General features: G+C 71.5%; 22 protein-coding genes and 2 tRNA genes. 10 read left to right on the forward strand and 14 right to left on the reverse strand.

The features are described from left to right. Nucleotides 1-77 precede the first annotated feature (77 nt). Nucleotides 78-911: an SOS response-associated peptidase gene (locus tag EST54_RS02675; protein ID WP_174243955.1), complete on the reverse strand. Its 834-nt coding sequence runs from the start codon at nucleotides 909-911 to the stop codon at nucleotides 78-80. Between the two features lie 35 nt (nucleotides 912-946). On the opposite strand from EST54_RS02675, the gene EST54_RS02680 reads away from it, so the two are divergent. From EST54_RS02680 to EST54_RS02695, 4 genes are all read left to right on the forward strand, one after another. Next, a complete protein-coding gene (locus EST54_RS02680; RefSeq protein ID WP_129244551.1) occupies nucleotides 947-1,660 on the forward strand; it encodes a M50 family metallopeptidase in 714 nt (237 codons plus the stop codon). A gap of 173 nt (nucleotides 1,661-1,833) precedes the next feature. Continuing rightward, on the forward strand, nucleotides 1,834-3,183 hold the full coding sequence (gene aroA / locus EST54_RS02685) for a 3-phosphoshikimate 1-carboxyvinyltransferase (protein ID WP_129244552.1): 1,350 nt from the start codon (nucleotides 1,834-1,836) through the stop codon (nucleotides 3,181-3,183). Nucleotides 3,184-3,197: 14 nt separating this feature from the next. Further along, nucleotides 3,198-4,205 (forward strand): ribosome small subunit-dependent GTPase A, encoded by a 1,008-nt coding sequence (gene rsgA, locus EST54_RS02690; protein WP_129244620.1) that lies wholly within the window; start codon nucleotides 3,198-3,200, stop codon nucleotides 4,203-4,205. Between the two features lie 153 nt (nucleotides 4,206-4,358). Continuing rightward, nucleotides 4,359-4,682, forward strand: a complete 324-nt coding sequence (locus tag EST54_RS02695) for a DMT family transporter (RefSeq protein WP_128511529.1) — start codon at nucleotides 4,359-4,361, stop codon at nucleotides 4,680-4,682. 36 nt (nucleotides 4,683-4,718) lie between these two features. Here the strand turns inward: EST54_RS02695 and EST54_RS02700 are convergent, their stop codons facing one another. Then, on the reverse strand, nucleotides 4,719-5,456 hold the full coding sequence (locus tag EST54_RS02700) for a TetR/AcrR family transcriptional regulator (protein WP_129244554.1): 738 nt from the start codon (nucleotides 5,454-5,456) through the stop codon (nucleotides 4,719-4,721). A gap of 174 nt (nucleotides 5,457-5,630) precedes the next feature. Between EST54_RS02700 and hisN the strand changes: the two genes are divergently transcribed. Both hisN and EST54_RS02710 read left to right on the forward strand, forming a co-directional pair. Then, the gene (gene hisN, locus EST54_RS02705) at nucleotides 5,631-6,434 is read left to right on the forward strand and encodes a histidinol-phosphatase (RefSeq protein WP_006603220.1); all 804 of its coding nucleotides are present in this window, start codon (nucleotides 5,631-5,633) and stop codon (nucleotides 6,432-6,434) included. 151 nt (nucleotides 6,435-6,585) lie between these two features. Beyond that, complete coding sequence (locus tag EST54_RS02710; protein ID WP_129244622.1) at nucleotides 6,586-6,987, forward strand: CBS domain-containing protein; 402 nt, start codon at nucleotides 6,586-6,588, stop codon at nucleotides 6,985-6,987. A 183-nt stretch (nucleotides 6,988-7,170) separates the two neighbouring features. On the opposite strand, the gene EST54_RS02715 is transcribed toward EST54_RS02710, so the two are convergent. Beyond that, nucleotides 7,171-8,634, reverse strand: a complete 1,464-nt coding sequence (locus EST54_RS02715; protein ID WP_129244556.1) for a catalase — start codon at nucleotides 8,632-8,634, stop codon at nucleotides 7,171-7,173. Between the two features lie 161 nt (nucleotides 8,635-8,795). Here EST54_RS02715 and EST54_RS02720 point away from each other — a divergent pair, with 161 nt between their 5' ends. Then, nucleotides 8,796-9,215: a Fur family transcriptional regulator gene (locus EST54_RS02720; protein WP_093485087.1), complete on the forward strand. Its 420-nt coding sequence runs from the start codon at nucleotides 8,796-8,798 to the stop codon at nucleotides 9,213-9,215. A gap of 305 nt (nucleotides 9,216-9,520) precedes the next feature. On the opposite strand, the gene EST54_RS02725 is transcribed toward EST54_RS02720, so the two are convergent. From EST54_RS02725 to EST54_RS02740, 4 genes are all read right to left on the reverse strand, one after another. Then, nucleotides 9,521-9,594: transfer RNA gene (locus tag EST54_RS02725), tRNA-Met, on the reverse strand. 166 nt (nucleotides 9,595-9,760) lie between these two features. Continuing rightward, nucleotides 9,761-11,611, reverse strand: a complete 1,851-nt coding sequence (locus EST54_RS02730) for a tetratricopeptide repeat protein (RefSeq protein WP_174857378.1) — start codon at nucleotides 11,609-11,611, stop codon at nucleotides 9,761-9,763. A 208-nt stretch (nucleotides 11,612-11,819) separates the two neighbouring features. Continuing rightward, a tRNA-Met gene (locus EST54_RS02735) sits at nucleotides 11,820-11,893 on the reverse strand. A gap of 109 nt (nucleotides 11,894-12,002) precedes the next feature. Then, entirely contained in the window at nucleotides 12,003-14,888 is a 2,886-nt protein-coding gene (locus EST54_RS02740; RefSeq protein WP_161989246.1) for a UPF0182 family membrane protein, read from the reverse strand. Between the two features lie 136 nt (nucleotides 14,889-15,024). On the opposite strand from EST54_RS02740, the gene EST54_RS02745 reads away from it, so the two are divergent. Further along, entirely contained in the window at nucleotides 15,025-15,579 is a 555-nt protein-coding gene (locus EST54_RS02745; protein ID WP_129244560.1) for a PPA1309 family protein, read from the forward strand. A gap of 61 nt (nucleotides 15,580-15,640) precedes the next feature. On the opposite strand, the gene EST54_RS02750 is transcribed toward EST54_RS02745, so the two are convergent. The 4 genes from EST54_RS02750 to EST54_RS02765 all read right to left on the reverse strand — a co-directional run bounded on the left by EST54_RS02750 (nucleotide 15,641) and on the right by EST54_RS02765 (nucleotide 19,086). Next, nucleotides 15,641-16,750: a YlbL family protein gene (locus EST54_RS02750; RefSeq protein WP_129244562.1), complete on the reverse strand. Its 1,110-nt coding sequence runs from the start codon at nucleotides 16,748-16,750 to the stop codon at nucleotides 15,641-15,643. Between the two features lie 122 nt (nucleotides 16,751-16,872). Next, nucleotides 16,873-17,055 (reverse strand): hypothetical protein, encoded by a 183-nt coding sequence (locus EST54_RS02755; RefSeq protein WP_006603228.1) that lies wholly within the window; start codon nucleotides 17,053-17,055, stop codon nucleotides 16,873-16,875. 295 nt (nucleotides 17,056-17,350) lie between these two features. Continuing rightward, on the reverse strand, nucleotides 17,351-17,830 hold the full coding sequence (locus tag EST54_RS02760) for a molybdenum cofactor biosynthesis protein MoaE (RefSeq protein ID WP_129244564.1): 480 nt from the start codon (nucleotides 17,828-17,830) through the stop codon (nucleotides 17,351-17,353). A 104-nt stretch (nucleotides 17,831-17,934) separates the two neighbouring features. Beyond that, nucleotides 17,935-19,086, reverse strand: coding sequence for an SDR family oxidoreductase (locus EST54_RS02765; protein ID WP_129244566.1), 1,152 nt, complete (start codon nucleotides 19,084-19,086; stop codon nucleotides 17,935-17,937). A gap of 192 nt (nucleotides 19,087-19,278) precedes the next feature. On the opposite strand from EST54_RS02765, the gene EST54_RS02770 reads away from it, so the two are divergent. Continuing rightward, nucleotides 19,279-20,742, forward strand: a complete 1,464-nt coding sequence (locus EST54_RS02770; protein ID WP_129244568.1) for a zinc-dependent metalloprotease — start codon at nucleotides 19,279-19,281, stop codon at nucleotides 20,740-20,742. Further along, entirely contained in the window at nucleotides 20,739-21,269 is a 531-nt protein-coding gene (locus tag EST54_RS02775; protein WP_129244570.1) for an NUDIX hydrolase, read from the forward strand. Before EST54_RS02770 ends, EST54_RS02775 begins: the two co-directional genes overlap by 4 nt. Before the next feature lie 76 nt (nucleotides 21,270-21,345). On the opposite strand, the gene EST54_RS02780 is transcribed toward EST54_RS02775, so the two are convergent. From EST54_RS02780 to EST54_RS02790, 3 genes are all read right to left on the reverse strand, one after another. Beyond that, on the reverse strand, nucleotides 21,346-22,104 hold the full coding sequence (locus tag EST54_RS02780; protein WP_129244572.1) for an AIM24 family protein: 759 nt from the start codon (nucleotides 22,102-22,104) through the stop codon (nucleotides 21,346-21,348). 20 nt (nucleotides 22,105-22,124) lie between these two features. Then, on the reverse strand, nucleotides 22,125-22,808 hold the full coding sequence (locus EST54_RS02785) for an AIM24 family protein (protein WP_129244573.1): 684 nt from the start codon (nucleotides 22,806-22,808) through the stop codon (nucleotides 22,125-22,127). Between the two features lie 15 nt (nucleotides 22,809-22,823). After that, nucleotides 22,824-23,813, reverse strand: a 990-nt coding sequence (locus tag EST54_RS02790; RefSeq protein WP_244942427.1) for an AIM24 family protein, incomplete at its 5' end; no start/stop codon positions are given.

Below are 23,813 nucleotides of genomic sequence, written 5' to 3' on the forward strand. Positions count from 1 at the left end.
TCCGCGCCGCGCTCGCCCGTACGCCCATCCTGCCCGCGCCGCGGCCGGAAGGGCACCGCAGCACGCCCGTCGGCGCCTCAGAACAGCGTGCCCACCTCCGGGCCGTCGAGCTCGGTGACCAGCTCGGGCCCGTTGTTGCGGACGTTGCTGACCTCGGTCGGGACCGGGTAGGCACGCATCAGCCCGGCCGGCGGCGGCGCCAGCAGCTCGCGCACCGCGTCCGGGTCGGTACGGGCCGGGTCGAGCCAGTCGTCCCAGCGGTCCGGGGTCAGCACCAGCGGCATCCGGGGGTGGATGTCGGCCAGCGCCTGCGGCCCCTCGCCGCCGCTCGCCCCGGCCAGCGGGGTGGTCTCGGCCTCGGTGGTGACGACCGTGCAGGTCACCCACCAGGCCAGCGGGTGGTCGCCGGGCAGGGTCGCGTCCCGCCAGAACTCGTACAGCCCGGCCAGCGCCATCACCGAGCCGTCCGCCGGGGTCACGAAGTACGGCTGCTTGCGGGGCCGCTTCTTCCTGCCCTGCTCCTCCAGCTGCCGCTCCGCGGGGGCGGTGACCCACTCGAAATAGCCGTCACCGGGGAGCAGGCAGCGGCGGGCCGCGAAGGCCTGCCGGAAGGACGGCTTCTCGTGCACGGTCTCGGCCCGCGCATTGATCATCCTTGCGGCGCCCTCAGGTGATTTCGACCACGACGGGACCAGGCCCCACTTCAGCGTCCGCAGCTGGCGCACCGGGCTGCCCGGCGGGAAGGCCTCGGCCGCCGGGCCCTTGAGCGGACGCTCCAGCACCGCGTGCACCGGGTCCGTCGGCGCCACGTTCCAGCTGGGCGCCAGCGTCTCGGTCGGCTCCCACTGCTGGACGCCGAATATTCCCACCAGGTCCTCGGGGCGACGACTCGCTGCATACCTACCGCACATGCATGCCACACTGCCATGCCACACGAAGGGGAGACATGGACACCGACCACCTCACCGACATATGGAGCCGGGTCTTCGGGACGCAGCCCGCCCCCTCGCTCTGGCTGGTGATCATCACCGCGGTGCTCGCGCTGGGCGCCGTCGTCCCGCACACCGCCTGGCGGCTGTCGCGGAACGCCGTCACCATCGCGCACGAGGGCGGGCACGGGCTGATCGCGCTGCTGACCGGCCGCCGCCTGGACGGCATCCGGCTGCACTCGGACACCTCGGGTCTGACCGTCTCGCGTGGCAAGCCGACCGGCCTGGGCATGGTGCTCACCGCCGCGGCCGGCTACATCGCCCCGTCCCTGCTGGGCCTGGCGGGCGCCGCGCTGCTCGCCGCGGGGCACATCACCGCGCTGCTGTGGGGCGCCACCGTGCTGCTGCTGGCGATGCTGGTCATGATCCGTAACGCCTACGGCGTGCTCACCGTCGTCCTGGCCGGTGCCGCGTTCGTGCTGGTCTCCTGGCTGACGACGCCGCAGGTGCAGGCGGCGTTCGGCTACGTGGTGGTGTGGTTCCTGCTGCTGGGCGGGGTACGGCCGCCCTTCGAGCTGATGGGCAAGCGGCGCCGGGGCGGTGCGGAGGACTCCGACCCGGACCAACTGGCGCGCCTGACCCACGTACCGGCCGCCGTCTGGCTCGGCCTCTTCCATGTGGTGACGCTGTGCTCCCTGATCGGGGGCGGGCGCTGGCTGCTGGGCCTGTGACGCCGACGGCCGCCGTCCCGCGGCCGGCCGCCGGTTGCCGCGGCGCCGCGGCGGACGTTCCGGCCGGCCCCACCCGTCGCCGCGGGCAGCCGCACTACCAGTGCCGTGTTTCGCAGGGGTTGCGCCGCTTTTGATCAAGATCGGCACCCCTGTCCAGCCATTAAAGTAAAGGCATGACCGAGAGCCCCGCACATCCCGCCCTGTGGCCCGCCCCCCTCGCCTCCGGGGCCGTCGACGCAACCGTCACCGTTCCCGGCTCCAAATCGGTCACCAACCGCGGCCTGGTACTGGCCGCCCTCTCCTCCGAGCCCGGCTGGCTGCGCCGGCCGCTGCGCTCGCGGGACACCCTCCTGATGGCCGAGGCGCTGCGCACCCTGGGCGTCGGCATCGAGGAGACGGCGTCGTCGAGCTCCGCCGACAGCGCGGGTGAGGCCTGGCGGGTGATCCCCGCGGGGCTGCACGGCCCGGCCACCGTCGACGTCGGCAACGCCGGCACGGTCATGCGCTTCCTCCCGCCGGTCGCCGCGCTCGCCGACGGCCCGATCCGTTTCGACGGCGATCCGCGCTCCTACGAGCGCCCGCTCGGCGGCGTGATCGAGGCGCTGCGCACCCTGGGCGCCCGGATCGACGACGACAACCGCGGCGCGCTGCCGATGACGGTCTTCGGCAGCGGTGGCCTGGACGGCGGCCCGGTCGAGATCGACGCGTCCTCGTCCTCCCAGTTCGTCAGCGCCCTGCTGCTGTCCGCGCCGCGCTTCAACCAGGGCGTCGAGGTCCGGCACGTGGGCGCGGCGCTGCCCTCGATGCCGCACATCCGGATGACCGTCGACATGCTGCGCAGCGTCGGCGCCCAGGTGGACACCCCGGAGGCGGGCGGCGAGCCGAACGTCTGGCGGGTCACCCCCGGCGCCCTGCTCGGCCGCGATCTGGTCGTCGAGCCGGACCTGTCCAACGCCCAGCCGTTCCTGGCCGCGGCGCTGGTCACCGGCGGCCGGGTCACCATCCCGGACTGGCCGGCGCACACCACACAGCCCGGTGACGCGCTGCGCGAGATCTTCACCACCATGGGTGGCTCCTGCGAGCTCACCGAGCAGGGACTCACCTTCACCGGCAGCGGCCGGATCCACGGCATCGACGTCGACCTGAGCGAGGTCGGCGAGCTGACGCCGGGCATCGCCGCGGTCGCCGCGCTGGCCGACTCCCCCTCCACGCTGCGCGGTGTGGCCCATCTGCGGCTGCACGAGACCGACCGGCTGGCCGCGCTCACCAAGGAGCTCAACGAACTCGGCGGCGACGTCACCGAGACCGCGGACGGCCTGCACATCCGGCCGCGCCCCCTGCACGGCGGGACCTTCCACACCTACGAGGACCACCGGCTGGCCACCGCGGCGGCCGTCATCGGCCTGGCCGTCGAGGGCGTGACGGTGGAGAACGTCGCCACCACCGCGAAGACCCTGCCGGACTTCCCCGCGATGTGGACGGACATGCTCGATCCGGCCGCCGTCCCCGCCCGGAGAGCGTGAGGGCTGACGCCGCCATGCGCCGCTACGGCAAGAACCCCGACGAGGACGACATCCGCGTCCGGCCCAACCCCAAGGGCAACCGTCCCCGTACCAACATCCGTCCCAAGCACGCGGACGCCGGCGAGGGTCTGGTCCTCACCGTCGACCGCGGCCGGCTGACCTGCCTCATCGACGGCCGTACGGTCACCGCGATGAAGGCCCGCGAACTGGGCCGCAAGAGCGCGGTGGTCGGCGACCGGGTCGCCGTCGTGGGCGACCTGACCGGCGCCAAGGACACCCTCGCCCGGATCGTCCGGGTCGAGCCGCGCTCCTCGACGCTGCGCCGTACGGCCGACGACGACGACCCGTTCGAGCGGGTCGTGGTCGCCAACGCCGACCAGCTCGCCATCGTCACCGCGCTCGCCGATCCCGAACCGCGCCCCCGGCTCATCGACCGCTGTCTGGTCGCCGCCTACGACGCGGGCCTCGACCCGCTGCTGGTGCTGACCAAGTCCGATCTGGCGTCCGCCGACGCCCTGTTGGAGTCCTACGGCGCCCTCGGCGTCCCCTACATCGTCACCAACCGCGACGAACTCGCCGACGGCAGCGCCGCCGACCGGGTGCGGGACAGCCTGACGGGCCGGATGACGGCGTTCGTCGGACACTCCGGCGTGGGCAAGACCACCCTGGTCAACGCCCTGGTCCCGGAGCGCCGCCGGGCCACCGGACACGTCAACGCGGTCACCGGCCGCGGCCGGCACACCACCACCTCCGCGCTGGCGCTGCCGCTCCCCGGCGGCTCGGGCTGGGTGATCGACACCCCTGGCGTGCGCTCCTTCGGACTGGCCCATGTCGACCCGTCCCGGGTCATCCACGCCTTCCCCGACCTGGAGCCCGGCACCGCCGGCTGCCCGCGCGCCTGCAGCCACGACGAACCGGACTGTGCGCTGGACGAGTGGGTCACCGACGGCCATGCCGACCCGGCCCGCCTCTACTCACTGCGGCGTCTGCTGGCCACCCGGGAACGACGCGAGGGCGACTGACCGCCGACGTTTGCCACCGCCCGCGCACGGTAAAGGCATAATCACACCAAGGCCGGCGTAGTGCTCATGCGGGCCCCGATCGCCCGGACGGGGCCTGAGCGAGTGATTCTGACGTCCCGTCGTCGCTCAGCTAGCTGACGGAGGCATGCGGACATGGCGTGGCTGCTGGTCGTGGTGGCGGGGATCCTGGAGACCGGCTTCGCGGTCTGTCTCAAGCTCTCGCACGGCTTCACCCGCCTCTTCCCCACCATCGCCTTCGCGGCCTTCGCCCTCGGCAGCTTCGGTCTGCTGACGCTGGCGCTGCGCAAGCTCGACGTCGGCCCGGCGTACGCGGTGTGGACCGGCATCGGTGCGGCCGGTACGGCGATCTACGGCATGGTCTTCCTCGGCGACCTGGTCTCCACCCTGAAGATCGTCTCGATCACCATGGTCATCGTCGGCGTGATCGGGCTGCAACTGTCGGGCTCCGCGCACTGAGCCGGAGCGTCCGCGCACCACTTCCCTGACGCCTCGTCACTTCCACTCGGCCGGCTGCGTACCGGCCGTCATCCGGGCGAAGGCGCTCCGTACGAGCCGGGACACCGCCTCCGTCTCCGGCTCCCGGCGCGAGCGCTGCGCCGGTACGCGGCCCGGTGCGGGCGCCGCCCCCGAAGCCGGCGGTGCGAGCACCCAGGACAGGGTCAGCCGCGCCGCGGTCTCGCAGGCGGTGCCCAGGGCGGGCAGCTCCTCCTCGGGCCAGCCGGGCCGCAGGGCCGCGACCGCCTGATCACAGAACCGGCCGACGAGTTCGGCGGGCCCCGGCAGCGACCCCTCACCGGACGGCGCGGCACGCTGCGCGGGCACGCCGGGCGGCCGGGGCGTCCCGGCCGGCGCGGGGCCGGCGGACACCGCCGGGGCGGGCGGCAGCCGGTCTCCCCAGCAACCGGTCAGCGCGGCCCTGACCAGGGGGTTGGTACGGGCGGTGCGCACCGTCCAGGCGGCCGCGGCCACGATCCGGCCCGCCGCGTCGCCCCGCGCCCCGGCCGCCGGGGCGCCGCGGGACAGCGCCCGCGCCACGCCGGCGAGGTAGTGGTCGGTCTCCCGGCGAACCAGGGCGCGGGCCAGCCCCTCCTTGCTGCCGAACTCGTTGTACAGCGTCTGCCGGGAGACCCCGGCGGCGGCCGCGACCTCGACCATCCGCACGGCCGTCCAGGGCCGCTCCGTCAGCGCCGTGTAGGCGGCATCCAGCAAGGATTCACGCGCTGCGGGCATCCGTCCCTCCCCGGCCGCCGGCCCGGTCGGCCGGTGTGCGCACAGAATTGACGGGGCGCCAGATACTGTCAAGGGTCGTCACAGCCGGGACCTGCCGGCGGGGTCGGTGGCGTCACACGCCCGGCGGCGCATGGCCGTGTGGATCCGGCGTATACCAATGGATACTGTTCGCACATGCCCGACTATCACGATGATCTTCGCCTCGGCCATGTTCTCGCGGACGCCGCGGACGCCGCCACCATGGAGCGCTTCAAGGCCCTCGACCTCAAGGTCGAGACCAAACCGGACATGACACCGGTGAGCGAGGCGGACAAGGCCGCCGAGGAGCTGATCCGCGGCCAGCTCCAGCGGGCCCGGCCACGGGACGCGGTGCTCGGCGAGGAGTTCGGCAGCGAGGGCGCGGGGCCGCGCCGCTGGATCATCGACCCGATCGACGGCACCAAGAACTACGTCCGCGGGGTGCCGGTCTGGGCCACCCTGATCGCCCTGATGGAGCGCGGCGAGGGCGGTGACCGCCCGGTAGTCGGCATCGTCTCCGCACCGGCGCTCAACCGCCGCTGGTGGGCCGCCGAGGGCCTGGGCGCCTTCACCGGCCGCAGCCTCACCTCCGCGACCCGGCTGCAGGTCTCGAAGGTCGGCCGCATCCAGGACGCGTCGTTCGCGTACTCCTCGCTGACCGGCTGGGAGGAGCGCGGCAAGCTGCCCGGCTTCCTCGATCTGAGCCGGGACTGCTGGCGCACCCGCGGCTACGGCGACTTCTGGCCGTACATGATGATCGCCGAGGGCTCGGTGGACATCTGCGCGGAGCCGGAGCTGTCGCTGTGGGACATGGCGGCCTGTGCGGTGGTCGTCAACGAGGCGGGCGGGCAGTTCTCCGGCCTGGACGGCAAGCCGGGCCCGCACAGCGGCAACGCGGCGGCCTCCAACGGCCTGCTGCACGAGGACCTGCTGAGCTATCTCGGCGATTCCGCGCGCTGACCTGCACCACTACGAGTATTCGGACAACCGTCCAGCACTTACCCCTTGTTGCGTCACCGGCGGCATGTGAACATGAGAATCCCCCACTTTGTGAACTTGTGAATCCCTTCGCAAGGCACATTCACCAAGGAGGTGGCTGCACTCCATGCCCATGCACGTCAAAGACGCCATGAGCACGGCGCTCCTCACCATCGGGCCCGCTCACACCCTCCGCCAGGCGGCGCGGCTGATGGCGGCCCGCCGCCTCGGCGCGGCCGTGGTCCTCGACAGCGACACCTGTGGCATCGGCATCCTCACCGAACGCGACATCCTCAACTCGCTCGGCGCGGGCGAGAATCCCGACCGGGAGACCGCCCAGACCCACACCACCCCGGACGTGGTCTTCGCCGCTCCGGACTGGACCCTGGAGGACGCCGCGGAGGCCATGGTGCGCGGCGGCTTCCGCCATCTGATCGTGCTCAACGACCAGGAACCGGTGGGCGTGGTGTCCGTACGCGACATCATCCGCTGCTGGTCGGCCACTACGGAGCGAGCCCGGGCCGTGCCCGCCTGAAGGGCCGCGCGTCCCCTCGGCCGGGCACACGAAGAGGCCGGAGCCCCTTGGCGTCCGGCCTCTTCGCTTCGTACGGCAAGCGACAATCGGGCAACCCCGCGGCGCACAACCACCTACGCGAGAGCGATGGGGGTCCCCCCGCGCCTTGAGCGTGGGGGAGGATCAGCCGCGAAGGGCTACCGCTCAGCCGCGCAGGGCCTGGACCGCGGCTTCCAGCCGCTTGCCGTAGTCCGCGTCCGCCTTGCGGAAGTTCTCGATCGCCCGCTGCGCGATGTCGTCGCGGGAGACCTGCGCGATGAAGCCCGCCAGGTTGTCGATCAGGCGGCCCTTCTCGTCCTCCGACATCAGGCGGTAGAGGTCACCAGCCTGGACGAAGTCGTCGTCCTCGGCGTGCGAGGGCGCCGCCTGCTCGCCGGTGGCGCCGGTCACGGTGGCCGGCTGCCACAGCGGACGGCCGGTCTCGACCGGGCCGCCGAAGCTGTTGGGCTCGTAGTTCTTCCGCCCCGCGTGGCGGCCGTCGTAGAGCACGCCGTCCCGGCCGTGGCTGCGCGCCTCGGTGGCGTGCGGGCGGTTCACCGGCAGGTGGTCGGCGTTGATGCCGACGCGGTAGCGGTGCGCGTCGCCGTACGCGAACAGGCGCCCCTGGAGCATCTTGTCGGGGGACGGGCCGATGCCCGGCACGAAGTGGTGCGGGGAGAAGATCGACTGCTCGACCTCGGCGAAGACGTTCTCCGGGTTGCGGTTGAGCTCCAGCTTGCCGATCTCGATCGGCGGGTAGTCCTCGTGCGGCCAGACCTTGGTCAGGTCGAACGGGTTGAAGCGGTAGGCGGCCGCCTCGTCCGCGGGCATGATCTGCACCTGCACGGTCCAGGTCGGGAAGTCGCCCCGCTCAATGGACTCCCGCAGATCCCGCTGGTGACTGTCGGGGTCCTGGCCGGCCAGGACCGCGGCCTCTTCCGCGGTCAGGTTCTTGATGCCCTGGTCGGTCTTGAAGTGGTACTTGACCCAGAAGACCTCGCCGGCCGCGTTGTTCCACTGGAAGGTGTGCGAGCCGTAGCCGTTCAGGTGGCGGTACGAGGCGGGGATACCGCGGTCGCCGAACAGCCAGGTGACCTGGTGGGTGGACTCGGGCGACAGACCCCAGAAGTCCCAGACGCTGTCCGCCTCCTGCGAGCCGGTGTACGGGTCGCGCTTCTGGGTGTGGATGAAGTCGGGGAACTTGAGGGCGTCCTTGATGAAGAACACCGGGGTGTTGTTGCCGACGAGGTCGTAGTTGCCCTCTTCGGTGTAGAACTTCAGCGCGAAGCCGCGCGGGTCACGCACCGCGTCGGCCGAGCCGAGGTTGCCCGCGACCGTGGAGAAGCGCAGGAAGGTCTCGGTCTGCTTGCCGACCTCGGAGAGGAACGCGGCGCGGGTGTACTTGGTCACATCCGCGGTCACGGTGAACGTGCCGTAGGCGCCGGCGCCCCGCGCGTGCACGACGCGCTCCGGAATCCGCTCGCGGTTGAAGTGCGCGAGCTTCTCGATCAGGAGCTGGTCCTGGATCAGACCGGGACCGCCGACGCCGGCCGTCTCGCTGTTCTGGTTGTCCCCGACCGGAGCCCCGGACTCCGTGGTCAGCGGCCCGGTGATGCTCTCTACCGACACGTGCGCCTCCTGAAATGTCTGCTACGCCTGCCCTTGGCCTGCGCCGAACACGATCCTACATTGGACAAAGTCTAAGTCAAGAAGAGTGTGAAACCAGTACTCGATCCGGCCATGGACCCAGCACTGCTACCCTGGCTCTATCTGACTGATAGGTGATTGGCATGAGTGACCTGCTGGAACGTCTCCGGGGACGCGGCTGGCGGCTGACCGCACAGCGGCGCGTCGTCGCCGAGGTCCTCGACGGGGACCACGTCCACTACACCGCCGACGAGGTGCACGCGCTGGCCTCCGACCGGCTCCCCGAGATCTCCCGCGCCACGGTCTACAACACCCTGGGTGAGCTGGTCTCACTCGGTGAGGTGATCGAGGTGAGCACCGACGGGCGGGCCAAGCGCTACGACCCCAACGCCCACCACGACCACCAGCACCTCGTCTGCTCCCAGTGCGGCACGATCCGCGACGTCCACCTCCAGGGCGACCCGCTCTCCGCCCTCCCCGAGCCGGAGCGCTACGGCTTCCAGGTCTCCGAGGTCACCGTCACCTACCGGGGCATCTGCCCCCACTGCAGCGCCCCGTCCTGATCCCGCGGGGCCCTTGCCGGACCGGCCCCGCAGCCATACGCCCTGTCGAGCCCGCGCCCACCCGGCCGCGGGCTCCTTCGCATGCCGGGCCGCTGCTGCCACCGCCCCCGCACGCGTCCGCCCACCCGCGCCCGCCCTCCCGCCACCTGACCGCATCTGACGGGACGTCGCCTCGTCGGGGAGCCGCCAGGATCCGGCCACCGGGCGCACCGCGCCCGGCCCGCCCCTCCGGCCTCGGCAGCAAGACACCGGAAGACGACATGACGAAGGCCCGGATTCCGTGGAATCCGGGCCTTCGTCTTCAGTAGCGGGGACAGGATTTGAACCTGCGACCTCTGGGTTATGAGCCCAGCGAGCTACCGAGCTGCTCCACCCCGCGTCGTTGTGCCCTTACTTTAACCCCGGCCCGACGACCAGCGCAAATTCCTTCCGCGCGGTCCAGGACCCGGTCCTATGGACCGGGCCCTGGGCTCCGTCGGCCCACGCGCCCGCCAGGCGTCTCCTGGCCGGATCGTCCCCGGGACGATCCGCACAAGGGCCCCGCTCTAGGCGCTGAGCTCCTCCTGGAGGGCCGTACGCAGCCGGGCCGCGCGCTCGGCCACCTCGGGCGGCCCCTGCTCGACGGCGCGGGCGCACCAGTTCTGCGCCTCCGCGAGCGCCCCGCGCCGGGCGGCGAGCAGCGCCAGCCGGAGAGCCGCCCTGCCGTGCCCGCCCTCGGCGGCGCGCTGCCACCACAGGGCGGCCTCGGGCAGGCTGCCCTCACGGGCCAGCAGCAGCCCGAGGTTGAAGGCGCCGTTCCGGCTGCCCGCCTCGGCCGCCGCGCGGTACCAGTCCGCGGCCTCCAGCACGTCCCCGCGCGCCGCGGCGAACATGCCCATACGGACCTGGGCACGCCGGTGGCCCTGGCCCGCGGCCCGCTCGTACCACTGCAGGCTCTCGTCGTCCGCCGGCCGCTCGCCGTCCGCGAGCCCCTCGCCGGCGGCCGACGCCTGACGGTCGAGGAGGTCCGCGAGCCGGAAGGCCGCCTCGGCGCTGCCCCCGCCGGCCGCACAGCGCAGATTCCGCTCCGCGTCCTGCAGTTCGCCGTCCCGCAGCTGCACGATGGCGACCTGCAGCGCCGCGTCGGTGTGCCCGGCCGCGGCCGCCCGCTCGTACCAGGCGTGCGCCGTACGCTCGGCGCCGCGGCCGGCGTGGAGGATGCCGAGGTTGAAGGCGGCATCCACGCTGCCCGCCTCCGCCGCCTTGGAGAACCACGGCTCGGCGCCCGAGGCGTCGCCGCGCTGGAGCAGCAGGATGGCCAGCGCGTTGGCGGCCTCGCGGTGCCCGGCGTAGGCGGCGCGGCGGTACCACTGCTCACCGCGCCCGTCCCGGCCCTGTGCGGCGCACAACAGCCCGATGTTGTAGGCGCCGTTGACATCCCCGGCGTCCAGTGCGGCGCGGTACCAGCGCTCGGCGGTCTGCAGTTCGCCGCGGTCGGCGTGCAGGGCGCCCAGCGCGTTGGCGGCGTTGCCGTCGCCCTCCTGGGCAGCGCGCCGCCACCACTCCGCGGCGCTCTCCTCGTCCCCGGCATCGCGCAGCAGGAAGCCCAGCGCACAGGCGGCACGGGCCTCGCCGTCCTTGGCGGCGGACAGATACCAGCGGCCCGCCTCCTGGACGTCCCCGCGCTCCTCCAGCAGTGCGCCCAGCTGCAGCGCGGCCCGCCGGTGGCCGCGCGCGGCGGCCTGGCGGTACCACTGCTCGGCCTCCTCCTGCCGGCTCAGCTCGCCGTACGCGGGGGTCGTGCGGTGATCCGCGTCCCCGTCGTCCTCGATGAGCCGGGCCAGGCGGTAGGCGGCCTCGCGGTGGCCGCGCTCGGCGGCCGTACGGAACCAGCGCCCGGCGCCGATGTCGCCGCGGTGCTCCAGGAGATCCGCCAGCGCGTAGGCCCCCAGGCAGTGGCCGGACTCGGCGGACTGGCGCAGCCAGTACTCGGCGGCCGGCTCGTCGCCGCGCTCGCGGTAGTGGCGCCCGAGCGCGTGTGCGGCAGCGGCGGAGCCGGCGACGGCGGCGATCCGCCACCAGCCGCCCGCCTCGTCCCCGTAGCCCCGCTGATGGAGCAGGACGCCCAGATTGTTGGCCGCGGCGCGGTCACCGGCGGCGGCCGCGGAGCGCAGATGCGGCTCGGCGCCGTCGAGGTCACCGCGGCGCAGCAGCATCGCGCCCAGTGCGCTCATCGCGGCGGTGTCGCCCGCCTCGGCGGCCCGGCGGTGGCCGGACTCGGTCACGGCATCGGACGCCTCGGCGGCCTCCGCCGCCTCCATCGCGTCCATCTGCAGCTCGGATTCGCGCCCGTCGTCGGGCGCATGCACAAACCGGTCTGTCTCCAACAACCTTGCCTTGTCCCCCATAAGACCCATCGTCGCATCACCTGTTACCCGCGTACACCTGGTATACCGCAGCAAGTGAGGTCACTTCAGCGGTTTGTCGACTTCCCGACACGACGACTTGTCAAACTCAAGCACACACCTTCCCCACATCGGCCGCACGACCCGGCCCTGACCGATATCGGCCGGAACACATGACGAAGGCCCGGATCCCTGAGGGATCCGGGCCTTGGTCATTCAGTAGCGGGGACAGGATTTGAACCTGCGACCTCTGGGTTATGAGCCCAGCGAGCTACCGAGCTGCTCCACCCCGCGTCGTTGTGCCCTCAAGGTATCACGGCACCGGCGGGCCCCTGGACCGACGCGGCCCCGCGGCCGCCGGTTCGCACCGGCTGCCGCAGGGCCGAACGTCGTGCCGGCCGGCTCAGCCGCCCGGCGTGCCGCCCTTCTCGGACGCCTTCGCCGCCCGGTCCAGTGCGGCCTTGAGCTTCTTCTGGGCCTCGCCGTAACCGGCCCAGTCGCCGGCGGCGCGCGCCTTCTCGCCCTCCTCGTAGGCCTTCTGGGCGTCGGACAGGGCCTGCTGCACCGTCTGGCCGGACGGCTGCTGGCCGGTGTCGCCGCCGCCCGGCGGCTTCTCGGTGCCCGCACTGGGCGCCTTCTTGCCGAAGACCACGTCCAGCGCGTCCTTGAGGGAGTCCTCCAGGACGGGCTTGTTGTCGCCGTAGCTGACCAACACCTTCTTCAGGAGCGGGTAGTTGGTGTTGGCGCCGCGCAGGTAGACCGGTTCGACGTACAGCAGTCCGCCGTCCAGTGGCACGGTCAGCAGATTGCCGTACTCGATCTCCGAGTCGCCGAGCTTCTTGAGGATGTTGAGCTCATTGGCGATGTTCGGATCGGAGTTGAACTTCGACTGCACCAGCTGTGGTCCGGGCACCGGTGTCTGCGAGGGCAGTTTCAGCAATCTGATCTTGCCGTAGTCCGGACTCGTCGCATTGGCGTCGACGGCCATGAACGCACCGAGGTTGTCGCGCTTGTTCGGCGTGAAGCTCGTCGTCAGCGAGAAGGTCCGGTTCTTCTGGTCCGGCATCTTCATGCTCAGGTAGTACGGCGGAACGGCGTTGCCCGACTTGGTCGTCGGGTCGTTCGGGATCTGCCAGCGCTCGGATCCGGTGTAGAAGGTGCCGGGGTCCGTGACGTGGTAGGTGGTGAGCAGCTGGCGCTGCACCTTGAAGAGGTCCTGCGGGTAGCGCAGGTGCTCGCGCAGCGACGGGCTGATGGCGCTCTTCTTCTGGACCGTGCCGGGGAAGGACTTCATCCACGTCTTGAGGACGGGGTCCTTGTCGTCCCACTGATAGAGCTTGACCGAGCCGTCGTAGGCGTCCACCGTCGCCTTGACGGAGTTGCGGATGTAGTTGACCTGGTTCTGCTGGGCCACCACCGCCCGCTGGCCGTCGGTGAGCGAATCGGCCGTGCTGTCCCCGAGCGTGGTGCGCGAGGCGTACGGGTAGCCGTTGCTGGTGGTGTAGGCGTCCACGATCCACTTGATCCGGCCGTCGATGACCGCCGGATAGGCGTCGCCGTCGATGGTCAGCCAGGGGGCGACGGACTCGACGCGCTCCTTGGGCGTGCGGTTGTACAGGATCCGCGAGCCGTCGCCGATCGCGCCGGAGTAGAGGATCTGCGGCTCGCCGAACGCCACCGCATAGGCGGCACGGTTGACCGGGTTGGCGAGGCTGACGCCACTGTTGCCCTGGTAGCTGTAGCTCTTCTCGCCGCTGTCGTCGGAGTAGTCCAGCTCCTTCTGCGGACCGCCGACGATGGAGTACTGCGAGGTCTTCTCGCCGTAGTAGACCCGCTGCTGGTACGAACCGAGCTGCCCCTTGGCGGGCAGATCCGACTCGGTGTACTTCGGACCGCCGCCCTCGGCGGCCTCGGTCCCCTTGGCGGCGACGGCGCCGTAGCCGTGGGTGTACTTGAAGTGGTCGTTGATCCAGTTGCGCTCGGGGATACCGGCGATGTTCAGCTCACGCAGACCGATGACGGTGTCCTGCTCGGCACCGCCCTTGTCCTTGTAGCGGTCGACGTCGAGGGTGGAGGGGAACTGGTAGTACCCGCGCACCTGCTGCTGTTGCTGGAAGGCCGGCGAGACCACATTCGGGTCGAGCAGCCGCAGGCTGGCGGTGGTGTCGGCGTCGTCGCGCAGCCGCTGGCTGTCCGCCTTGTCGGCGGGCTTGTAGTTGCCCTTGTACGGGGTGACCTCGGAGCCCTGGATGTCGTACGCGTCCCGGGTCGCCTTGATGTTCTGCTTGATGTACGGCGCTTCCTTGGCCTGCTCGTTCGGCTGGACCTGGAACTTCTGCACGATCGCCGGGTAGAGCCCGCCGATCAGGATCGCCGAGAGCACCATCAGCCCGAAGCCGATCACCGGCAGCTGCCAGGTGCGCCGCCACAACGTCGCGAAGAACAGCACCGCACAGATCGCCGCGATGAAGAACAGGATGGTCTTCGCCGGGAGGTAGGCGTTGGCGTCGACATAGCGCAGCCCGGTCCAGTTGTCGGCCGACTTCAGGCCGCTGGACTTGACCGCGAGGCCGTACCGGTCGAGCCAGTACGCGATCGCCTTGAGCGAGACGAAGATGCCCAGCAGCACCGACAGATGACCGGTCGCCGCTGCCGTCGCCCGCGAGCCGGGGCTGGTCAGCCGCAGTCCGCCGTAGAGGTAGTGCGTCAGCGCCGCGGCGACCAGACACAGCACCGCACAGGCGAAGCCGAAGCTCAACAGGAAGCGGTACCAGGGCAGATCGAAGATCCAGAAGGAGATGTCCTTGCCGAACTGCGGGTCCGTCTTGCCGAACGGCACGCCGTTGACCCACTGGAGCCACGTACGCCACTCACCGGAGGCCGAGGCGCCGGCGATCAGGCCGATCACCGCGGTGATCGCGATCAGTGCCCACTTCTTGAACGGCGCGATGCCCATCCGGTAGCGGTCCAGGCTCTGCTGCTCGATGGACATCGCGCTCAGCGGCGGCCGCAGCCGGTGCGCCAGCCAGATGTTGACGCCGACGCTCGCGGCCATCACGACGCCGAAGGCGAAGAACAGTCCGATCTTGGTCCACAGGGTGGTGGTGAAGACCGAGGAGTACTTGACCGACCGATACCAGAGCCAATCCGTCCAAAACCCCGCAAACATCACGAAAAGCATGGCCAGTACGGCCAGCACACCCAATGTCATGAGCAGGGTCCGGATCCGCCGCGATGGTCGGCCGACTCTGATCCGTGGCCCTGTCGGGCCTCCGCCGCGGTCCGGCATCTGGAAAGCCAAGGTGCGCACCTCGAAGTTCGCTGTCGTGTGGAGCAGGCCCGGCGATAGTAGGACCCACTGATGCAACTTACGAAGGCTTTACCCGGTTCCCGATTTCGGGGGGATACAAGGCACGATGTGCAGCATGACCAACCTCCCCGTTGACGGCACCCCCCTTGCCGCCGACCCCCTGACCCGCGCGGTGCTCGAAATCGACGAGTACAGCGCCGGGCTCGGCTGGGATCAGCCGGCCCGACTGTTCGCCCTCGTCGACACCGCCAAGCTGCGTGCGCAGGAGCCCTCGCTCGCCGCACAGCTCGGTATCGACGACTCCACCACCGCTTCCCTGACCCCCGTGGAGCAGGACGAGATCCCGGCGGGCGTCCCGCTGGACGAGTTCCTGGCCACCATTGCCTGGCCGGATGCCGTCAGCGGCTGCGCCCTGACCGTGGAGCGGCTGATGCTGCCGCCGTCCGCCGAGGACTCCGAGCCCGCCGGCATGGACGAGGCCCAGCTCGCCACGTGGGTCGCCGAGCACCCGGACCGCCAAGAGGTCCGGATGACGGTGGCTGTGCTGCGCGACGGCCGTCGCGAGTCGGCACTGCGGCTGCGCGAGAAGGACTCCACGTCCGAGGTGCTCACCGGCTCGGCGCTGGTACCGGGCCTCGCGGACGCGCTGGCCGCCACCTTCGAGGGCTGACCGCCCGGGCCGGACGCCAGCGTCCGGCCCGCGGCCCGCCTTCCAGGGCCTGTCCGAGGGGTCAGGCCTTAGGGGACGTGCCCGCCGGGCTGCAGCTCGGCAGGCCGGCGATGTCGCCCTTGCGTATCTTCTCCAGCGCCTTGACCGCGTCACCGATGGTGTTGACCTTCACCAGCCGGAGCCCGCGCGGGGTGTCCTTGGCGGCGGTGGCGCAGTTGTCCTTGGGCGTCAGGAAGAACTCCGCGCCCTTGTCGCGCGCTCCGACCGTCTTCATCGAAATGCCGCCGATCGGGCCGACCTTGCCCTTGTCGTCGATGGTGCCCGTGCCGGCCACGAACTTGCCGCCCGTCATGTCACCGGGCGTGAGCTTGTCGACGATGCCGAGGGCGAACATCAGCCCGGCGCTCGGGCCGCCGACATCGGCCAGCTTGACGTCGATGGGGAACGGGAAGATGTGATCCACCCCGGCCTGGATGCCCACGACGGCACGGCCGTTGTCCGCCTTCTGCGTGGTGATCGTGATCTGCTTCTGCCCTGCGGTGCCGGGCTTCTTGCCCTGCTTCTCCGCCGCGGCGGCCTGCTTGGCGGGGATGATCGTGAAGACCACCGGCTGGCCCGGCTTGTGCCGGGTGACGAGCTTGGCGACATCGCCGACCTGCTTGACCGCCGTGCCGTCCACCGCCTTGATCACATCGCCCGCGTGCAGCCGCCCGTCGGCCGGCTTGCCCTTGAGGACGGATGCGACGACGGTCTGCGTGGCGACCGGGATGTGCAGCTGGTCGAGCGCGGCGACCTTGGCGCTGTCCTGGGACTGGGTGAACTCCTCGGCGTTCTCCTGGTCGGCCTGCTCAGCCGTCTGTCCCTCGGGGTAGAGCGTCTTGTGCGGCACCACGGCGTTGTCGTGGTCGAGCCAGCCGTACACCGCCTCGAAGAGGTTCATGGTGTAGTCGGGGCCGGTGACCCGGACCGTGGTCATGTTGAGATGCCCCGTCGTCGGGTACGTCTTGCGCCCGGAAATCTGCAGCACCGGCTCGCCATCGTGATCACCGAGGGTGTTGACCGTGGGCCCCGGCGACATCTCGGAATACGGCACGGGGATCAGCACTCCCGCGCAGAGCAGCGCGATCAGCATCAGGGTCGAGGCGAGCAGCGTCGCGGTGCGGCGTGGCATGGAACGACAGTACGGGACGGGTATGACAACCGGCCCGCGGGGCCGTCCGTACGAGGCCGGGCAGCCGCCCGCGCGGGACCGTCACCCAAGGGGCACTTTCCGGTGCGTGCGTACCGCGGATCTCAGGCCGGATCGGAGGCGGGATCGGGAACGGAGTGCTCTTTCTCCATGGCGTCACGGAACCGGGCGTAGCCCGCGAGCTCGGCCACATCACCGGTCTTGCGGTTCCGCAGGGCCCAGCTGCTCCACACCGCGGCGATCAGCCCGGCACCCACCGGAATCAGCAGCCACAGGAGTGCACCCATCAACGACCTCCCAACCCCTTGTTCGACGAGATCGACGAATAAGCAGATTAATCTGCTGGATCAACGCTCATGCCGGGGGGCGGGTTACGCAACTGGAACACAACGCACCGTATCGCCCCCCGTGCGGAGGCCGGCTCGGTCGCGCCGGCGCGGTCACCGCCCGCCCGTCTGCGGTGACGTCTGCCCCGGGAACGCCTCGTTACGCACCGGTTCGCCCAGGAATTCCGCTGCTCCGCCTTGCAGCTGCACGCACCAGACCCCGCTCCCTGATCCGGCCTGATCCAAACGACAGACCCTAGGCCCCGACCCACTCCTCCGTGCCGTCCGCGAACGTCTGGTGCTTCCAGATCGGCACCTCGTGCTTGAGATCGTCGATCATCTTGCGGCAGGCCTCGAAGGCCTCGCCCCGGTGCGGGCAGGACACGGCGACTACCACGGCCAGATCGCCGATGCGCAGCTCGCCCACCCGGTGGACGGCGGCCAGCGCCCGCACGGGGAAGTCGGCGATCACCTTCTCGGCGATCCGGCGCATCTCCGCCTCGGCGCTCGGGTGCGCGGAGTAGCCCAGGCCCTCGACGTCGGCGCCGCCGTCGTGCGAACGGACCGTGCCGACGAACAGGGCGGTGCCGCCGGCTGCCGCGTCGCCCACGGCCGCGAACACCTCGTCCACGGACAGGGGGGTGTCGCGGATCTCCAGGAGGCGGATCGGGTTCGCGGCGGACCGCTCACCGGGGTGGTCGCGGCCGGGGGACGAAGCAGAGGAGGTGCCAGACATGCTCCCATCGTGCCGTACCCGGGGGGCTCGGCGGGAATGGCCGTTCCGCCCGTGGTCCGGGCCGCCGTATGGAGACTCCTCCAGCTCGGCGGCCCGGTCCACGCTCAGATACGGCGGCGTGCTTTGCGGGCGCGCCGCACCAGCGCCGCGGTGCCCAGGAGGGCGACGGTGGCGCCGGCGGCCCCGGCGGCGGTGGCGTCCTTGCGGCCCAGGCGGCGGCCGGCGACGGTGTGCCGTCCGGCGACCTCCTCCAGGAGCTCGGCGAGCACCTCCTCGTTCGTCCACCGGGGCCGCCAGCCGGCGTCGTGCAGCCGGCTGCCGCTGACCACCCACGGGTACATCGTGTACGCGAGGTCCCCCGCGGGCGACGGGGTCAGGCCGATGCGGTGCAGCCGGGCCGCGGCGCCCAGGGCCACCGAGGACGGCAGCTCCATGCGGCGGATGCCGGACAGTTCCTCGACCTCCTCCTGCTCCAGCCAGCCGTCGCAGCCGACCGCCAGCTCGCCGTCGACCTTCTCCAGCGCCGCGTGCTCCAGGGCGCTGACCAGGTCCTCGACGTGGCAGAACTGCCAGGCGGGGCGGGATCCGGCCACGACCAGGAGGCGGGGGGATTCGAAGTAACGGGTCAGCGCGGTGTCGGTGCCGCCCACCAGGACGGCGGGGCGCAGGACGGTGACGTTCAGGCCCGGGTGTGCGCGGGGGGCGCGGTGCGCCAGGTGCTCGATCTCCAGCAGGTCGCCCACGCCGGTGGCGTCCGCGGTGGCGCGCAGTTCGGCGTCCTCGGCCAGGGGGACGTCGTTGTCGGGCAGCGCCCCGTAGACCATGGCGGAGGTGCACAGCACCACGCGGTGGACACCGGCGGCTGCGGCGGCGGTGAGCACGGTCTGGGTGCCGCGCACGTTGTAGGCGGTGCGGGCCGCGGCGTCGGTCTCCAGGTCGAGGTCGAGCGCCAGGTGGACGACGACGTCGGCGCCGCGCAGTTTGTCGGCGATGGCCGGGTCCCGGACGTCCAGGACGTGCCAGTGCGCCTCGGCGATGTCACCGCGCCGCTCGTCGATGGCCACCACCTCCTTGACCTCGTCGGAGTCGACCAGGGCGCGGGTGAGCAGCGCACCGACTCCGGAGGCGGCTCCGGTGACGGCGATGACGGGCCGGCGCAGCGGCCGGCCCGCGCCGCCACCTGCGGGGTCTTCTGCCTTCTCGGTCTGGGCCGCAGCGTTTCGCGCTGCGCGAACGGTCGGATCTGGGGAACTCACCGGGCGTCTCCAGCGGTTGTCTTCAGTGCGAACGCGTGGTGACGCGTGCGCACCAGGTGGCGTCCATCCTGCCGCAGCCACCGGGACAGCGAAGCACCGAGCCCCGAAGCGGTCCGGGTGTCTACGCTGGAGGTGATGTGGGCAGCCCGCCGTCGGCCACCTGGTCGGCGGCCCTACGAGCCGAGGAACCCCGTGAGTGACACCCCATTTGGATTCGGCCTTCCGCCGGAGGAGCCGGAGGACGGCGACAACGGCAAGAAGAAGGGCGGCCAGGGAGGTAGCCAGGGCCCCGCGGACCCCTTCGGGTTCGGCGGCGGGAGCGGCGGCGCGGACAATCCGTTCGCGGCGCTCTTCGGCGGCATGGGCGGCCCCGGCGGCGAAATGAACCCTGGCGACCTGGGAGCCGCCTTCCAGAAGCTCGGGCAGATGCTCTCCTACGAGGGCGGCCCGGTGAACTGGGACATGGCCAAGGACATCGCGCGGCAGACCGTCGCGCAGGGCGCCGAGGACGGCAGCAAGGACGCGAGCCTGTCGCCGGGTGAGCGCAGTGCGGTCGAGGAGGCCGTACGGCTGGCGGATCTGTGGCTGGACGGCGTGACGTCGCTGCCGTCGGGGTCCGCCTCCGTGGTGGCCTGGAGCCGGGCCGAGTGGGTCGAGGAGACCCTTCCGGTGTGGAAGGACCTGGTCAATCCGCTCGCCGAGCGCGTCGGGGCGGCGATGGGCGACGTGCTCCCCGGGGAGATGCAGGCCATGGCGGGCCCGCTGCTCGGGATGATGCGCTCCATGGGCGGCGCGATGTTCGGCACCCAGATCGGGCAGGCGCTGGGCGTGCTGGCCAGTGAGGTCGTCGGTTCGACGGACATCGGACTGCCGCTGGGCCCGGCCGGCAAGGCCGCCCTGCTGCCCGGCAACATCACGTCGTTCGGCGCGGGCCTGGGCGTGCCCGAGGACGAGGTGCGGCTGTATCTGGCCCTGCGCGAGGCCGCCCACCAGCGCCTCTTCGCCCATGTGCCGTGGCTGCGCTCGCATCTGTTCGGTGCCGTCGAGGGCTATGCGCGCGGGATCAAGGTCGACACGACCAAGCTGGAAGACGTGGTCGGCCAGATCGATCCGCAGCATCCCGAGGAGCTGCAGAACGCCCTTCAGCAGGGCATGTTCCAGCCCGAGGACACCCCGGAGCAGAAGGCCGCGCTGGCCCGGCTGGAGACCGCGCTGGCGCTCGTCGAGGGCTGGGTGGACGCGGTGGTGCACGCCGCCGCCAAGCCGCATCTGCCGTCGGCGGACAAGCTCCGCGAGACGCTGCGCCGGCGCCGGGCGAGCGGTGGCCCCGCCGAGCAGACGTTCTCGACGCTGATCGGCCTCCAGCTGCGTCCGCGGCGGCTGCGGGACGCCTCGCGGCTGTGGGCGTCTCTGACGGACGCACGGGGCCTGGAGGGCCGCGACGGCCTGTGGGAGCACCCGGACATGCTCCCGACGGCGGCCGATCTGGACGACCCGGACGGGTTCGTGCACCACGAGCAGCCGGACTTCTCCGAGCTCGACAAGATGCTCGGCGAGGCCGCGAGCGGCGGCAAGCCGGATGCGGGCAAGCAGCCCCCGGAGGGCGAGGGCCCGGACGCGGCCCCCGGCGAGGGCAAGGGTGACGGCGACAGGTGAGTCTGCATGCCGACGCGGCGCGGGTGCTCACCGGGTGGCCCGCGCCGTCCCCCGCTCAGGAAAAACTGCGCCTGACGTATCTGGATCATCTCGCCGCCCATGAGGACGGCATGTGGAAGCCCTGCAAGGAGGGGCATCTCACGGCCAGCGCGCTGGTGATCGACCCGGCCGGCGGCCGGGTGCTGCTCACCCTGCACCGCAAGCTGAAGATGTGGCTGCAGATGGGCGGCCACTGCGAGCCCGAGGACGCCTCGCTCGCCGAGGCGGCGCTGCGCGAGGCGCGGGAGGAGTCCGGGATCGCGCGGGGGCTGACGCTGCTGCCCGGCGGTCCGGTGCGTCTGGACCGCCATCACACGCCCTGCGCGGTGCATTTGGACGTGCAGTACGCCGCGCTGGCGCCCGAGGGCGCGGTGGCGGCGATCAGCGACGAGTCGCTGGACCTGCGGTGGTTCGCGTACGACGAGGTGCCCGGCGTCGCCGACGCGTCGGTGGCGCAGCTGGTGGACGACGCCCGCGCACTGCTCTAGGCAGCGGCCGCGCCCGCGGCGCCCGTCCCTTCCCGGGGCGGGCGCCGCAGCTGTCCCCTCAGGGCGTCGGCAGGGCTCAGTTGGTGAAGATGTTGCCCTGGTTGTGTCCCCGGGCGCCCTGCTGGCCCATGCCGTACTGGGCGGCCATCCCGGAGCCGATCACGGCGTTCTGCGGCGGCAGCAGCTCGCTGGGCTGGACCAGTGCGTAGCCCTGGCCGAGGAAGCTGAGTTCCCAGCCCTCACCGGTGTTGCCGCGCCGCCGCCACACGCCGGAGGAGTGCGTCTGTGCCTGCATCTGGACGCGCAGCGAGGCGGACCAGGCGACCACCGCGTCGGCGTCGGCGTTGACGTACTTGTCGGGCGTGACCTGCAGCATCAGCGGCTGGCCGGAGGTCATCAGGGCGACCTTGCCCCGCCCGGAGATGTTGAGCTGGTACTTCCCGGTCCCGGAGATGCCGTATTGGCTGTCGACGGAGACGACGTCCCAGTGGAGGCCGGAGTCCAGTGCCAGGACGTAGCTGCTGTCGACGGTCAGACCGTCGTGATCGACGTCGACGACATGGACGTACTGGGCGAGGTTGGCCAGGTAGACCGTGCCCTGCCCGGAGACGCGCATCAGATCGAGGCCCTCGCCGGAGTAGGCGCGGGCCCGGTGCTGGCCGGGCGTCTGGTAGTTGCCGTCGAATTCGAGCAGCCCCTGATAGGCCACCATCGCGCCCTTACGGGCGAGGACGTCTTCGTGGCCCTGGAGGGCGACCCGCAGCAACTGGCTGTTCTGCAGGACGTAGCGGTCCTGGGTCTGTGCCTCGGTGAAGGCGAAAAGCGGACTCTGCATGGCGTGTTCGGTCCTCCCCCTCAGCCCCGGGCCCGGAGCCGGTCGGTGCTGTCCTCGCTGGGCTGGACGACGACGAACCCCTGGCCGGAGAAGCCCAGTTGGTACGCCTCGCCGCTGCCCCGTCCGATCATCGAGGACGCCTTGAAGCTGCGCTTGCCCTTCATCTTCAGATGGGTCGACCAGGCGACCAGGGCGTCGGGGTCCACGTAGGTCTCGTCCTCGCCGCGGCCGCAGTCGACGACGATGGGGGTGCCCCGGGAGGTCAGGGCGACCCAGCCGGTCCCGGAGATCCCGACGTTGAAGAGCCCCTGACCGGCGAACTTCGCCATGCCCTTGACGCGCTGCACGCCCCACTGGAGCTGTGCGTCGAAGGCGAGGAGGTTGGTGCCGTTGACGGAGAGCGCGTCGTCGTTGAGGTGGATGCAGACGACATCGGCGCCGTAGTCGGCGAGGTAGAGCACGCCGTCGCCGGCGCACTTCATCAGGGGCGCGCCCTCGCCGGTGAGCCACTGGGAGGCCATCTGACGGACGGCGGGCGGGTTCGGCTCGTACTGGACGAAGCCTTCGTAGGCGACCATGGAGCCGGTGCGGGCGAAGACGTCCTGGCCGCTCTGCATGGCGATCTTCACCATGGCGCTGCCGTGGTTCTCCATGCGGGCGGCGGGCGGGGTCGGGACGTAGCCCGACAGCTGCTGCTGTGTCATGACGTACGGGCTCCCTCAGACCTCGTAGGGCTGGACGACGATGAAGTTGCCGGGTGCGCCCCGGAACTGGAGGTTCACGGTCTCGCCGGAGTGGCCCGGGAAGGCGTGCCGGCGCAGGCTGACCTGGCTGGAGATGATCACCTGCGAGCCGGCCGACCAGGCCACGATGGCGTTGGCGTCGGCGAAGGTGGTCGGGGTGACCGGCAGCACGACCGGGGTGCCCTGGGTCTTGACGACAAGGGTGCCGGTCCCGTGGAACTGCATGGTGAACAGGGCGCCACCGGGGATGCCGTGGCCCTCGATCCGGCGGACCTCGTGCTGCAGCGACTCGTCGAAGGCGAGGACGCTCTCGGCGGACACACAGATCGCGTCGCCCTGCAGCTCGATGGGGTGGACATGGGCGCTGTTCTCCGCGAAGAACACCTGGCCCTGGCCGGTGCAGCGCATCAGCTGCATTTCCTGGCCGGTGGCGTTGCCGACGATGCGGCCGCGGAAACCGGCGCCCTTGTAGCCGAAGTCGACCTTGCCCTGGTAGAGCACCATGCTGCCCTGGCGGGCGAGCACCGGCTGGCCGTCGACGCCGAGGTCGACACGGATCAGCTTGCTGTTCTGCGGGGTCCACCGCTGACCGGTGGGTGCTTCCTTGTACTTGTCCAGGACGGCACCGAGGCCGGGGCCGCCGCCCTGGGGGACGGCCTGGGCCGGGGCGCCGGGATACGGGGCGCCGGGAGGCGGCGCGGGCTGGCCGTACGGCGCGGGCTGGCCCTGCGGGGCGCCGTATCCGCCGGGCGGCGGAGCCGGCTGCCCCAAGGGCGGTGCCTGCGGGGCCTGCTGGCCGGGGAAGCCGCCGGGGGCGGTCTGCGGCTGGCCGTAGGGGGCCTGACCGGGCGCCGGCTGACCGTACGGGGCGGGCGGCTGCTGGCCGGGAGGTCCGGGCACACCGGGCGGCGGTACCGGGCCGGCGGGCGGGGCCAGGGGCGCGGCAAGGGTGGGCGCGCTGTGCAC

Source organism: Streptomyces sioyaensis (assembly GCF_004122735.1).
Taxonomy (GTDB): Bacteria; Actinomycetota; Actinomycetes; order Streptomycetales; family Streptomycetaceae; genus Streptomyces; species Streptomyces sioyaensis.